This window comes from Novosphingobium sp. RL4 (assembly GCF_035658495.1).
Classification (GTDB): domain Bacteria; phylum Pseudomonadota; class Alphaproteobacteria; order Sphingomonadales; family Sphingomonadaceae; genus Novosphingobium.
In genome coordinates this window covers 1,610,840-1,623,742 of sequence record NZ_CP141944.1, presented here as the reverse complement: position 1 = coordinate 1,623,742, position 12,903 = coordinate 1,610,840, and the positions used below count along the sequence as shown (strand labels likewise).

The window sequence follows — 12,903 nt, the reverse complement described above, 5'->3', positions numbered from 1 at the left end:
GAGGACAAACCATGGCAACAACTCTATCCTCCGGGCAAAACGAAGATCGGGTCGGTCGCGCTGCGATCCGCAAGATCCACTGGCACATACTTTCTTTTCTCTTCGTGGTGGTGCTGACTAGTTATGTCGACCGCATGAACACCAGCTACGCCGCGCTCGCAATGAACCGCGATCTCGGCCTTACGCCCGGCATGTTTGGATTTGGTGCCGGCATTTTCTTCATTGGCGAAGCCCTCTTTGCCGTTCCAAGCAGCATGGCTGCCCGCCGCTTCGGAGTGCACCGCTGGATCCCCATCATGATGATCGGCTGGGCATTTTGCGCAGCTTTGATGGGTGCTGTGCAAGGCCCTAAAACCTTCTATGCATTGCGCTTCGCACTCGGCGTCGCTGAAGCCGGTGTCGTTCCTTCGATCCTGATCGCCTGCTCACTCTGGTACCCGCCTGCATACCGCGCCCGCGCTGTAACCCTGATCATGGCTGGTGCTGCCGTCGCCGCGATCGTTGGCGCGCCGCTTAGTGCGTTTCTGATTCAGTTTCATGGCCTCGCCGGCCTGGAGGGCTGGCGCTGGCTGTTCATTCTCGAAGGCGTTCCCATCGTATTCATGGGTATATTCGCTCTGAGGCTGATGCCTTCCGGTCCGCAAGCCGCGCGCTGGCTCACGGCAGATGAGCGAAAATGGCTTGCCAAGGCCTTCGATACCCAGGAAACAGCTCATGCCGCATCCTCATCGCAAGGAGCGCCAGCAAGCTACATCTCTGCCGCTGCCCTCGTGAACCTGACGGTGGCGGGCGCGGCGTCGACCATGGTCTTCTGGATTCCCAAGGTCGGTCACGACACTTTGGGACTGTCGCTCGCCGAGATCGGCAAGATCATCGTACCTCTGTTCGTAGGCGGGATCATCGCCTCGTACGCGGTAAGCCATTTCTCGGACGTCAGCGGCAAGCGCTACCCGTGGGTCATCGGCAGCGCTCTGGCCTCGGCTTGCCTAACCGGCATTGCCGGTATCGTAGCCCCGTCGATCTCGTTCTATGCTCTCGCACTCGCCTTTCTGATCGCGCGTTGCATCGGCGGCATCTTCATGGCGGCCCTGTCAGAAGATTTGCGCGGCAAATCCGCCGCAACGGGCTTCGCCATTGCCATGGTGGCGGCAGGCATCGGTCAATTCGGCGGCAACTGGCTGTTCGGCGTACTCAAAGGGAACACCGGATCCTATTCCGCGGGCTTGGTCATGCTTACGTTCGCCATGCTGCTTGCAGCGGGGCTGTCGACGTTCCTCATCGCACGCCGCCGGCATTTTACGCCGACTGGACCAGCTGTCGCAATGCACTGATGAACGCGCCCTGATGGCCTCAGGGCGCCCTCCCACTGGCCGGTCGGAACATGACATCCGACCGGCTTTTTTTTGTGCCGAACAGGCCCGCTTCCGACCACATTTCCTACCGCAGACCACACTTTCAGCTTGGGATGTGACAGCCGATCGCGACCTCGAATCCTTGACAGTGTATTTCCATTTTGACAGAACCTTGTCATTAAGTGCGCGAACAACACAAAAGATGGGAGAGTACATGCAGAGCCCGGGATCCCCCTCGATCGACCGCTCCGTCACCTTGAATTTTGTAGGCGACTGGGGCCAGGCCAATTTCCACCGGATTTGCTCCTGGCTCTGCCAGGAATTCAGCGATCGAGCCGGTCTGCGAAGCCGTGTCGCCATTTGGAATACGCGCGGCGGAGGCCTCGAAGGGCCGATTTCGGTTTTCGATGGTGAGGCACAGCTTTGCATCACGACGCCGGCCATGCTGGTCGGTGACGCGCTGGTTGGGGAAGGCATCTTTTCCGGCAACGCAATGCCGACTCTTCGCGCTCTTGGCGTTCTCCCGCAAAACGATCGCCTGGTACTGGCGATTGATCCAAAGTTCGGCGTTTCCACATTTGAAGAGCTGCGCGCCAAAAAGCCCAACTTGCGGATCGCCGCTTCGGTCGACGATGGCACCAACTACATTGGGTATGTCAGCCAGCGTTATATGGAAGCCCATGGCATTGACGAGGCGACCCTCAAGTCCTGGGGCGGCGAATATGTCGTTTCCCAGCGCCCAGAGCAGTCGATTGCCCGAATGGTTTCGGGTGAAGTGGACGCGGTACTCCAGGAAGCAATCATGACCCCCTGGTGGCGCGAAGCCATGAGTGTCCGCAATGCTGTCGCGCTACCGGCCGAAGAGCAGGCTCTGGCAGTGCTGAAGCAGAACTATGGATTTCGCCGCAACAGCCTTCCTGCAGGTTACTGGGACAATCTGCCGGAGGCGATCGACACGCTCGATTTTTCCGACTTCGTTATTCTCGTTCGCGACGACATGCCCGACGATATTGCCCATTTGCTGGCCTGGTGCCTTGTCGAAACCCGCGGCACCCTCGAAGCCCAATACCGCCATATTCCGCCGGAACGGAGCCCGCTGAGCTATCCGCTCGATCCATTCAAGATGGCCGATACCCCAGTTCCACTTCATCCAGGTGCAGAGCGGTACTACCGCGAGGCCGGATACATCTAAGCCAGATCCTATTCGTCTCCCTGCGGGGGTAAGGAGACGGACCCATCTTCCGCTCGCCGCGCAGCCGGCGGCGGAAGATGGGTTTAGCTTTTTATGGCGCTCACAAAAATAGCCGCAAAGGGTTGGCAACCCTATGCAGCTATGATGAGGTATCGTAACAATCTGTCCGCTTGAATGCCGCCTAACCTCCTGAAATCGCGGCCGCCAAGGTGGGAGCAAATCCGAAAATTTGCTCCCGACCTTTGATCACGATACGCAGATGTTGGGCACAGCCATCTTTCGGAACAGATGCGGAGATGCGCTCGTGCTGGAAGGATATGCGGCCAGCTTTTCCTGAAATTCAGGGTTCAGAAACGCGGCGCGGAAGGTGTTGATGTCCTGCCAGACGGCATAATTAAGGAACGTGCAGCTACCTGCAATTCCCCGGTGAAGCTGGGTTGAAATGAAGCCAGGCTGGCGCTTGAAATAGGCCGCATCGGCTTCCCAGGCGGCGATCAGTTCGTCCACATCGCCTGCATCAACGTTGAATGTATTGATCAACACGACGGACTCTGGGTTCGTGTCGCCAAGCTGCTCCCGCATCGTGACCACACGATCGAGCTCTTTACGTTCAAGCATACCGTCTCCTCTTTGATTCCTTGAGCAGGGCCATTCCCGCTTGCGGGTGATTGGAAGGTATCAAACACTTCGATTTTGTAAAGGCTTTGTCAGTTTGACAATTCCTTTCATTGGCGAAGATTTCTCCGATGCATCGAACCACAAACCCTTATACCTGCTAGATAAATTCAAACTTTCGGGGCTAAATCGTCGACCGGAAACATGCTCATTTTTTGACATCATCATGTCATTATGACATTGGTATGGGATATACCGGTTTCCGATCAAGTTCTCGTTTCGACGTGCGCTTCCGCCGCCTTCAAGGATTGAACATGAAGAGAATTATCCATCCCGTCGCAGGCGGACTCGCGCTCCTTACAATTGCGGCTTTCTGGGTTTCGACAATCCTGAGCGAGATTTTTGGTTCGGCCGCAACGATCGCAGTAGTGAAAACGACGATCCCTTGGGGATTTCTCCTGCTGGTACCGGCACTAGCCGCGACCGGCGGATCAGGTTTTTCGCTAGCAAACGGGAACCGAAAGGGATTGGTTGGCAAGAAAGCGCGGCGCATGCCGTTTATTGCCGCTAACGGCGTTCTCATTCTCATTCCCGCCGCGCTGTACCTATCCCACAAGGCTTCCAATGGCAGCTTCGATACCAGCTTCTATACGATCCAAGCGGTCGAGCTCGTTGCCGGCGCGGCCAACCTTTTTCTCCTGTCACTCAACATGCGCGATGGTTTGCAGCTGACCAAAGCAAAGCGGAAAGTCTCTCGCGCTTGAGATAAAATGGCTCATCTCTGGACCCGATTGAACGGTCGCACCCTTTCCACTGTAGTGACAATCTGTCACGATGACAGAATGAGCACTCTGAACGCGACCGTATCCGCTGACACAACCGCATCCGGCACTCCTCGCGAAGACCATCGGGTTCGCGTTGCGCGGGAGAAACGTGAGCGGATGCGCGCTCATCTCCTCCAATCCGTCCTCGCGGTTTGTGCAGGCAAGCGGCTTACCGGTGCCACAGTCATCGAGGACGTGGTGCGGCATGCTGACGTTTCGCGCGGCACGTTCTACAAGTATTTCGATTCCCTCGACGAGGCCGTCATTCAGCTGGCCTTTCAACTCGCCGAAGAGATGACGCAGGGCATTGCGAGCGTCTACGATGTCCTTGATGATCCGGTCGCGCGCACTGCTACAGGATTTCAGACATTCCTGGCCCGTGCCTTGATCGATGTGGAATGGGGTGGATTCCTGACTCACCTGGGACTGATGGACGGTGAAGCTGGGCTGATCTCTGCCAAAGTGAAAGGAGATATTCGGGCCGGCGTACGCTCTGGGGCCTATTCCGTTCTCTCGGTGGATTTGGCAGCGGATCTCCTGATGGGCGCAAAGCACGAAGCTATTCGCCGCATTGTTTCAGGTGAGCGGGATCCATCGTACATCAAAGGGATGACGGCTATGGTCTTGCGGAGCTTTGGAGTTCCTTCAGACGAAGCCGAGGTTGTCGTAGATCAGACGTTTGAGCGGCTTTTGAAAGAAGCCCCTGGCAAGCTCGCCTGGTGGCGTCCTCTCAGCTGACGTCAGTCTCACGGGACAAAAGCGCCCGCCTCTAAAATGGTGGGGGGCATCCGACAAAAGCGCTGCCGCACAGTTCATATCGAGTCACCCGCAACTGCGGTTCCATGGGAGCTGCAGGCTGCCCCCCCTTGGACTTAACCGCCCTGCCCCGACCCAAAACCGAGCACGAGAGTGCACCCCAAAATCTCCCTTGACTTCATATTATCATTTTTGTCATCATGACATTAATGATAATATGAAAACGCTCAGGGCTATAGCCCGGGCAAGGAGAGAGGGATGAACAACAACACTTTTGATGTGATTCTGATCGGTTACGGACCTGTCAGCGAGTCGCTTGCCTTGATGCTCTCAAGACAGGGGCGATCCGTCGCGATCTTTGAACGCTGGACGACACGCTATCGTCTTCCCCGGGCTGTGTGCGTCGACCACGAGCTATACCGTGTCCTCGCCGCGACCGGATTGCGTGAAGAGCTCCCTTCCCTCACCCACCCAGGGTCGCTCTATCAATGGTTCAACGCGCAGTGGCAGGAGCTTCTGGTAATTGACTGGGGCAAGCCGGCGATCTCCGGTGGGCCCGAAATCAACTTCGTCCACCAACCGACGCTCGAGACGGCGCTTGACGAAAAAGTTCAAGCCCAGCCAACGGTTAGCCTCAACCTGGGTTGGGAGGCGATCGAGGTCACCCAAGATGAAAATACCGCGCAAGTTACGCTAAAATCAGTCGAAACTGGAGAAGTGAAGCAGGTTTCGGCACGGTATATTGTCGGCTGTGACGGCGCCAATTCCCTCGTGCGGCGTTCGATTGGTTCGCAGCAAGAGGATCGAGGCTTCCAGGCCGATTGGCTGGTGGTCGACGTGCTTCTGAAAGATGGCGTAACCGTCGAAGGTCTAGGAATTCCGGAGGCCGGCCAATATTGTAACCCCGACCGGCCGACGACCATCGTGCCGGCCGGCGTGCGCGATGGAAAGAAATTCCGTCGCTGGGAGTTCATGCGGCTTCCCGGTGAAACTGTCGAGGATCTGGAACAGGAGTCCTACGTCTGGAAGCTCCTGGAAGCCTGGGCCGGGCCTGATGAGGTCGAATTGGTTCGGCACAAAGTCTACAATTTCAGGTCTCTGATAGCGGATCGCTGGAGAGATCGCCGCCTCATGATTGCCGGTGACGCAGCGCATGTCATGCCGCCGTTCCTGGGGCAGGGAATGTGCGCGGGGCTTCGCGACAGCTGGAACCTTGCCTGGAAACTGGGCCTGATCCTGGATGGCAAGGCAGACGACAGTCTCCTCGATAGCTACCAAATCGAACGGCTCCCACACGTGAGCCAGATTATCGATATGGCCATCTTCCTCGGCAAGATCATCTGCATCCCCGATCCGGAAGAAGCAGCAAACCGCGACCGCCTCTTCCTTGAGGGGCGTGCGCCAGCCATGCCCCCCTTCCCGCAGTTAATCTCAGGCTTGCTACGCCGAGATGGCGAAGGCCAGCTACAGGCCGGCGCCGGGCTGCTCTCGCCCCATTCCGTCATCAAGCAAGGAAGCGTGATAAGCCCACTGGACGAGGTCACCGGCGCCGGAAGTCACTTTGTCATTATCTCTCGCGCGCTTAGCGCCGAAAAACATCTGTCCGATCGCGATCTCCTCAAATTGGAGGAATTGGGCGTGGCATTCGTCAACATCGATGCGCCCGATGGCGAGCCGAGTTGGAAGGATGTGGACGGGCGCATCCATGCATTCCTTGATGCCCAAGGCTGGTCAGCAATGATCATTCGCCCCGACTTCTATGTCTTCGGCGGCGCCGTCGGCGCCTGCGATCTTCCACCACTGGTTGAAGCCCTTTTTAACGAACTCAGCAGCGCCGGCGTCAAAATCGACGATCGCCGCCCAATCGCACCGCGCAAGGAGAACGCATGAAACTCATCCGCTTCCAATCGGACCAAGGCGCCCGCATCGGCATCGTAGAGCACGATAACGTCCTGGATCTTACGACGACCAACATTCCGTATCGCACTATGACGGAGGTCATAGCGGCGGGCTCAAAAGGCTTGGATATTCTTCGGCAGGCTGCATCCGCAGCATCGGTGCGGCCGCTCTCCGAAGTTCAATTGCTTGCCCCCATCGAGCGGCCTGGCAAGTACCTCGCCATCGGTATGAACTATGCCAAGCATCTCGAAGAGGCCGACAAACTAGGCGTCGCGCGATCCAAGCACCAAGTCTGGTTCAACAAGCAAACGAGCTGCCTCTCCGGTCCCTACGACGGGATTGAACCGGGTATCACGGAAAAGCTGGATTACGAAGTTGAACTCGCAGTCGTGATCGGGCGGCCCGCCAAGGCCGTTTCAGAAACGGACGCACTCGATTACATCTTCGGATACACCGTAACCAACGATGTGTCGGCCAGAGATTGGCAGTTCCACTCACCGACCTTCACTATGGGCAAGTCGTTCGACACGCATGGGCCGATCGGCCCATGGCTGGTGACAGCTGATGAAGTCCCGAACCCGCAGGCGCTCAATCTGCGAAGCTATGTCAACGGGGAACTGCGGCAAAGCAATAACACTGGGAACATGATCCACAGCATCGCTGCCCAGATTTCCTATCTGTCCCAGGCATTTACGCTCGAGCCGGGCGATCTCATTGCCACGGGGACGCCTGAAGGCGTCGGAGTGGGTCGAGAGCCCCCTGTTTTCCTCGGGTCTGGCGACGTTGTCCGATGCGAAGTCGACGGCATTGGCGCAATAGAAAACAGAGTAATCTAGCGCAAAGACCGATTTGCGCGATTGAACAAATAAAAAATCGAGAGAGGATCTATCATGGCCGTCCAGGGAGTCATTTCATACACCCTTGAAGTTCCTGATATTTCACAAGGTATAGAATTTTATTCGAACGCCGGATTAATTGCCAATCAGAAGGGTAATATTGCAACGCTGACTTGCGAGGGACAAACACGTCCCTCAATAGTCTTGCTTGGAGGCTATCCAGCGAAACGGCTTCACCACATAAGGCTGCGAGCCAGCGAACTTGCTTCGATAGCAGACAAAGTGCCCGAACTCGGCGGGCTTATCGTCAATGCTCCCGAGGGATTCGAGGCCGAAGGCCTATGGCTTTCAGATCCACACGGAATGCTGCTTCACCTGGAGGAATGTTCGGAAGATGCCGCGCTAACGAAAGGCTCGCCCTTCTGCATAAACGCGCCCGGCGACATCGTTCGCATGAGGCAATCTGCGGTCCTGCCTGGAGATGACTACGCCCCTGTCCGACCGCTGCGGCTCGGCCACGTGCTCGTGTTCAGCCCCGATGTTCCCAAAAGCGTTCGTTTTGTGACGGAAGCGCTTGGCATGGGCCTCGCCGATCGCGCCCAGGATGTCATCGCCTTCTGCTGTGCGCGAGAAAACAGCGATCATCACGTCCTGGCCTTTGCACAATCACCGGGGACAGGTTTTCATCATGGAAGCTTTCAGGTCAGAGACCCCGACGAAGTCGGCCGTGGCGGGCGAGCCTTGGTGGAAAAGGCTGGTAAAGGTGACTGGGGATTCGGCCGACACACAATCGGGTCCAACTTCTTCCATTATATACAAGACCCGTGGGGAAGCTGGTTCGAGTATTATTCCGATATGGACTTCATTGATGATTATTCACTTTGGACTCCAACCAACTATTCAATGAAGGACAGCCTCGCCAATTGGGGGCCCGCAGTACCAACCGATTTTGTTCACAACTACGAAGTCGACGCTTCCCCCGAGCGTTAATTTACACAGGGAATGCCCAAATGGCTGAAAGCTGCTTCCGACACCTCCCGCCGACCAAGAGTGACGGAAGCAAGGGGAATTGTGCCACCAGCTACTGAATCGCATCGACCATCTAGGCGGCGCGCCCAAATCCCGGCGGTGGATTTGGGCAGCACCCGACCCAAATCTTGCCACCCAGCGATTGGCTCGTGAACGGCCGCTTGTGTCGGCAACGGCCATTCGCCCGCTTTGAGGCTATGGGAGCGTTCCAGAAACTCGCAATCGTTCCACAAACGGTCAATTGAAGGTCGGCGTTATGCCGCTGGCGATCGGCCGACGAGGAAATCGGCGTTGCTGCCGGCCGCGCTTTCTCCGCAGCCCCGCATGCGCAACAATGAAGATGAAAAGTCGCGGAGTTCGTGGCACAATTTTAGGCGGCATGTCGCGGCGGCGATGAGGGCGGAAGATAGTCGTCACACGGAGGCGGCACTTAGCTCGCCGTGAGTGCGTGGTCTTATTGCTCCACGTGCCTTTTGCGAATGGGGAGGCTTGGCGAGCTGAGATGCTGACAATCGCTATCCTAAAGTACTTAGGCTTTTTGGTGACCGCCTTGGCCGGCATTTGGAGCTTGGTAAGAAAGACAACGTTTGAAGACGCTGTTGGTCGAAAGCGGCTAACCGCATCCGGTCACGTGGCAATTGCGATTACGATAACTTCTGCTGTCATCAGCATGCTAGCCTTTGCGGTAGAGACGCTCAATACTCAGCGCGAGAGGGAAGTCGCACTTGGTCAGGCTGAATTACAAAAACTTCGATCCGCACAGCAGCGCCAAGCCGATCAACAGCTAATTGATAGACGGGAGGCGGATCGAAACGCGGCCGCTGCCCGACTACAGTTATCAGTGTTAACGAGCGCCGCCGAGCAGAAGAACAGAGATCTCAGGATCGCACGAGACGTTGCCGACGGAGCTCGACGAAATTTAGATGCAGTTACCATGAACTTGGCGCAGATTAAGCGATTGACACGGCCTCTAAAGACGCTGAATTTAAATGTTAGAGTGAAGCTAAATTCAGATATTATAGATGAGGGTGATTATCTAAGATCGAGACAGGGCGACAGAAAAATGGCTCTCGAAAGCCCCAACGAATGGCAGTCGGACGACGGAACCATCAGAGATATCGATGGAAGATTAACAATTCAATATTTCCCGGTCGATACCGGGTATCCGGCAAAATCAAGCAGACTTGGTAAGTTTCTGGCAAGGTTTGGCACGGGTGTTTATATCTACGCTTCCAGGAAATTAAGTTGCGACCCTCAATGGTCGATCAAAAGTGATGTGGATATTGGGCTTACGAATAGCTTTGAATCCCCGCTCACATACAATAAAGAAGATATTTTAGTCGTCCAGATTGATGTCAAGTCGAACGACTTATACATTTTAAACTATGGTGAACGCAAGGTAGAGCAGATCTCCTTGGGACAGACGGTCATCTCGGAATATGATCTTTCAGATGCGTTTATAATCCCATATGCGTTTGGAAGCATCGATGCGAAAGATGGTGAATCGCCGGCTCTAGAGATGACGGAAATAGGACTTGCGAGTGAGTCATTTGGTTGGCGCATTAAAGGGAAAGATTGGAGTAGGATGGCGTGTCGATCGTCACACAGCGCCTATGGACCATTAAGTAGGTTCGATGATCCTGGGCGGAGGCCTACATTCAGGTAGGGAGAAGCACTATCTCATGGCAGATGAACTACGCACATGAGCGATCTATGAGTTTGGGCACCCACGCCAGGTTTCGAGCTGCGTGCTGGCACGACTGCCGGACTGTATAGAACAACTCATCACAGTTGTAGGTCGACCATCTGGCCCTTTGGGACGAGACTGACGAGGACCGTTCCCGTCAGAAGCCGCCGTTCACGAGACGAAATGTGAATGACGGCTCTGTCCCCAATCCCAGCCATTTGGGCTGCCAGGTGCCGGAACCCCGAGATCGAAGGATTTTAGGATTAGTTTCTGAGCAAAGCGACGACCGCCATGGAGAGCATTGCTGCCTGCCAGTCATTGTCCGCTCAGCCGCTCCGAATCAGCTGCCCAGAATCACCCGCCTCGCCCGGTCAGAGGAATGTCATTCACGCACGAGGCAACGGAAGAAATTTCCTGACTGCCCCTTCCGATCTGTACCGAGGAAAGTTATCCACAGACCTCCTCAATTTGTCGCGTGGCAGAAACAGCTCATCGATTCACCGCACCGTCGTCCCAAATCAACCCATTAAAGCCCAATCAATGTTGGCCGAATCAGTTGGTCAAATTGCGTCAAGCGATAGTACAGCCCTTAAAATTCAATAGTATAGATAGGCTGGTCCACGCCTGTCTCCCCGACCATTCGTTTTTCCAGAACACCGGTACCTTCCAGGATCGAGGCCCGCTTTCGGCGCTGCGCGGCCGCTGGCAAAGCCATGACGGATGTTCTTACGCAGGTCCGCCCTGCCTCAAGGCCGATAGCGCAAGGTCTCGACCAGCAGGGCGAAGGCGGGAGAAGCGTGGCGACGGCTCGGGTAGTAGAGATGGTGACCGGGAAAAGGTCCGCACCAGTCTTCCATCACCCGGATCAGGCGGCCTTGTGCGATATAGGGCAAAACCTGATCCTCCGGCAGATAGGCAAGGCCCAGGCCATCCAGCGTCGAATTGAGCCGCAGGCCGATGTTGTTGAACACCAGTTGCCCCTCGATCCGAACATTGACTTCGTGCCCGTCCTTATCGAGGTCCCACGGGAAAATGCCGCCATAGGTGGGCAGCCGGATACCGATGCAATTGTGCCGTGTCAGGTCTTGCGGCGTATGCGGAACGGGATAGCGGGCAAAATACTCGGGCGACCCGACAACGGCCATGCGCAAATCTGGGCCGATACGAACTGCAACCATGTCCTTGGCCACCTGATCGCCCAACCGAACCCCTGCGTCATATCCTTCGGCCACGATGTCGGTCAGACCGTTGTCGACAACGATCTCGACGCGGATGTCGGGGTTATCGGGCAGGAATTTACGCAGCGCCGGCTGCAGGACCGCCAGTGCCGCATGTTCCCCCGCATTGATGCGGATGGTGCCAGACGGCTTGTCGCGCAACTGGCTTAGCGAGACGAGTTCCTGCGCGATCTCCTCGAAGCGCGGCGCCAGGGTGCCGAACAGGCGGTGCCCCGCCTCGGTCGGCGATACGCTGCGGGTCGTGCGGGTGAGCAACCTCAATCCCAATCGCTCTTCGAGCCCGCGGATCGTCTGGCTGAGCGCCGATTGCGAAACGCCAAGCTTTGCAGCCGCGCGGGTAAAACTGCGCTCACGCGCGACCATCACGAACGCTGCGAGCTCGTTGTAGTTCTCACCCGCCATTAATTAGCGTACCTTATAGTGACATGCCGATTACGGCGTCTAATCGCATTCCGGCTGCCAGACTATATCCGATCCGACAATTTTCCCGGCGGCCTGCGCCGTATTGGCCGGCAACCTGACGCGAACCTCGGGTAATCGCCATGAGTCAGGCTGAGACCGCACATGATCGCCGATCTGAACCAAAGGATGCCACATGCCCCAGTCCGTCCCCAATGTGACCCTGAACAATGGCGTGGAAATGCCGAGCCTCGGCTTTGGCGTTTTCCAGGTTCCCGACCCCGCTGAATGCGAGCGCAGTGTGCGCGACGCCATCGATGTCGGTTATCGCCTGCTCGATACCGCAACCTCCTATGGCAACGAGGAAGCGGTTGGACAGGCCATCCGCAATCATGGCATCGCGCGCAGCGAACCTTTCGTCACGACCAAGCTGTGGATCGAGGACGTCAGCTATGAAGGCGCCAAGGCGGCTTTCGAGCGTTCACTGAACAAGCTGCAGCTCGATTATCTCGACCTGTGGCTGATCCATCAGCCTTATGGCGATGTGTATGGCGCCTGGCGCGCCATGCAGGACCTGCACCGCGAAGGTCGCATCCGGGCTATCGGAGTGAGCAACTTCTATCCCGACCGGCTGCTCGATTTCGTGCTGCACAATGAAATCACCCCTGCGGTCAACCAGATCGAGATCCACCCCTTCCACCAGCAGCACGATGCTCAGGCATTGCTGGAGGAATACAAGGTGCAGCCCGAAGCCTGGGGCCCCTTCGCGGAAGGCAAGAACGGGCTGTTCAGCAACGAGTTGCTGGCCTCGATCGGACAGAAGCACGGCAAGACCGTTGCCCAGGTCGTCCTGCGCTGGCTGAACCAGCGCGGCATCGTCGCAATCCCGAAGTCGGTCCGCAAGGAGCGCATGGCCGAGAATTTCGCGATCTTCGACTTTGCTCTGGACGATGGCGATATCGCAGCGATTTCCGCGCTTGATCAGAAGGCCAGCAGCTTCTTCGACCACCGCGATCCGGCGATGGTCAAATGGCTCGGCACCCGCAAGCTTTGACCGGGAAAGCACATTTTCCGGC

11 protein-coding genes are annotated in these 12,903 nt (G+C 56.6%); 9 read left to right on the top strand and 2 right to left on the bottom strand.

All coding sequences use genetic code 11. The features are described 5' to 3' along the window. Positions 1-11: 11 nt before the first annotated feature. Positions 12-1,331, top strand: a complete 1,320-nt coding sequence (locus tag U9J33_RS07900) for an MFS transporter (RefSeq protein WP_324698841.1) — start codon at positions 12-14, stop codon at positions 1,329-1,331. Between the two features lie 136 nt (positions 1,332-1,467). Then, positions 1,468-2,544 carry a TAXI family TRAP transporter solute-binding subunit gene (locus tag U9J33_RS07895; RefSeq protein ID WP_324698840.1) on the top strand — a complete coding sequence of 359 codons (1,077 nt, stop codon included), beginning with the start codon at positions 1,468-1,470 and terminating at the stop codon, positions 2,542-2,544. Positions 2,545-2,790: 246 nt separating this feature from the next. Here U9J33_RS07895 and U9J33_RS07890 read toward each other — a convergent pair whose 3' ends face one another. Beyond that, entirely contained in the window at positions 2,791-3,162 is a 372-nt protein-coding gene (locus tag U9J33_RS07890; protein WP_324698839.1) for an antibiotic biosynthesis monooxygenase family protein, read from the bottom strand. Between the two features lie 311 nt (positions 3,163-3,473). Here U9J33_RS07890 and U9J33_RS07885 point away from each other — a divergent pair, with 311 nt between their 5' ends. From U9J33_RS07885 to U9J33_RS07860, 6 genes are all read left to right on the top strand, one after another. Beyond that, the gene (locus U9J33_RS07885) at positions 3,474-3,923 is read left to right on the top strand and encodes a hypothetical protein (RefSeq protein ID WP_324698837.1); all 450 of its coding nucleotides are present in this window, start codon (positions 3,474-3,476) and stop codon (positions 3,921-3,923) included. Positions 3,924-4,001: 78 nt separating this feature from the next. Beyond that, positions 4,002-4,721 carry a TetR/AcrR family transcriptional regulator gene (locus tag U9J33_RS07880; protein WP_324698836.1) on the top strand — a complete coding sequence of 240 codons (720 nt, stop codon included), beginning with the start codon at positions 4,002-4,004 and terminating at the stop codon, positions 4,719-4,721. A gap of 276 nt (positions 4,722-4,997) precedes the next feature. Further along, entirely contained in the window at positions 4,998-6,629 is a 1,632-nt protein-coding gene (locus U9J33_RS07875; RefSeq protein WP_324698834.1) for a bifunctional 3-(3-hydroxy-phenyl)propionate/3-hydroxycinnamic acid hydroxylase, read from the top strand. Further along, the gene (locus U9J33_RS07870) at positions 6,626-7,474 is read left to right on the top strand and encodes a fumarylacetoacetate hydrolase family protein (protein ID WP_324698832.1); all 849 of its coding nucleotides are present in this window, start codon (positions 6,626-6,628) and stop codon (positions 7,472-7,474) included. The genes U9J33_RS07875 and U9J33_RS07870 overlap by 4 nt, the downstream gene beginning before the upstream one ends. Positions 7,475-7,528: 54 nt before the next feature. Further along, a complete protein-coding gene (locus U9J33_RS07865) occupies positions 7,529-8,464 on the top strand; it encodes a VOC family protein (RefSeq protein ID WP_324698831.1) in 936 nt (311 codons plus the stop codon). A 541-nt stretch (positions 8,465-9,005) separates the two neighbouring features. Continuing rightward, on the top strand, positions 9,006-10,169 hold the full coding sequence (locus tag U9J33_RS07860; RefSeq protein WP_324698830.1) for a hypothetical protein: 1,164 nt from the start codon (positions 9,006-9,008) through the stop codon (positions 10,167-10,169). A gap of 767 nt (positions 10,170-10,936) precedes the next feature. Here the strand turns inward: U9J33_RS07860 and U9J33_RS07855 are convergent. Next, entirely contained in the window at positions 10,937-11,830 is an 894-nt protein-coding gene (locus tag U9J33_RS07855; RefSeq protein WP_324698829.1) for a LysR family transcriptional regulator, read from the bottom strand. Between the two features lie 193 nt (positions 11,831-12,023). On the opposite strand from U9J33_RS07855, the gene U9J33_RS07850 reads away from it, so the two are divergent. Continuing rightward, the gene (locus U9J33_RS07850; RefSeq protein ID WP_324698828.1) at positions 12,024-12,881 is read left to right on the top strand and encodes an aldo/keto reductase; all 858 of its coding nucleotides are present in this window, start codon (positions 12,024-12,026) and stop codon (positions 12,879-12,881) included. Positions 12,882-12,903 lie beyond the last annotated feature (22 nt).

Bases quoted from the DNA above. Each gene is read 5' to 3' on its own strand.
- U9J33_RS07900 (WP_324698841.1), top strand. From the start codon at position 12: ATGGCAACAACTCTATCCTCCGGGCAAAACGAAGATCGGGTCGGTCGC.
- U9J33_RS07890 (WP_324698839.1), bottom strand. From the start codon at position 3,162: ATGCTTGAACGTAAAGAGCTCGATCGTGTGGTCACGATGCGGGAGCAG.
- U9J33_RS07885 (WP_324698837.1), top strand. From the start codon at position 3,474: ATGAAGAGAATTATCCATCCCGTCGCAGGCGGACTCGCGCTCCTTACA.
- U9J33_RS07880 (WP_324698836.1), top strand. From the start codon at position 4,002: ATGAGCACTCTGAACGCGACCGTATCCGCTGACACAACCGCATCCGGC.
- U9J33_RS07875 (WP_324698834.1), top strand. From the start codon at position 4,998: ATGAACAACAACACTTTTGATGTGATTCTGATCGGTTACGGACCTGTC.
- U9J33_RS07870 (WP_324698832.1), top strand. From the start codon at position 6,626: ATGAAACTCATCCGCTTCCAATCGGACCAAGGCGCCCGCATCGGCATC.
- U9J33_RS07865 (WP_324698831.1), top strand. From the start codon at position 7,529: ATGGCCGTCCAGGGAGTCATTTCATACACCCTTGAAGTTCCTGATATT.
- U9J33_RS07860 (WP_324698830.1), top strand. From the start codon at position 9,006: ATGCTGACAATCGCTATCCTAAAGTACTTAGGCTTTTTGGTGACCGCC.
- U9J33_RS07855 (WP_324698829.1), bottom strand. From the start codon at position 11,830: ATGGCGGGTGAGAACTACAACGAGCTCGCAGCGTTCGTGATGGTCGCG.
- U9J33_RS07850 (WP_324698828.1), top strand. From the start codon at position 12,024: ATGCCCCAGTCCGTCCCCAATGTGACCCTGAACAATGGCGTGGAAATG.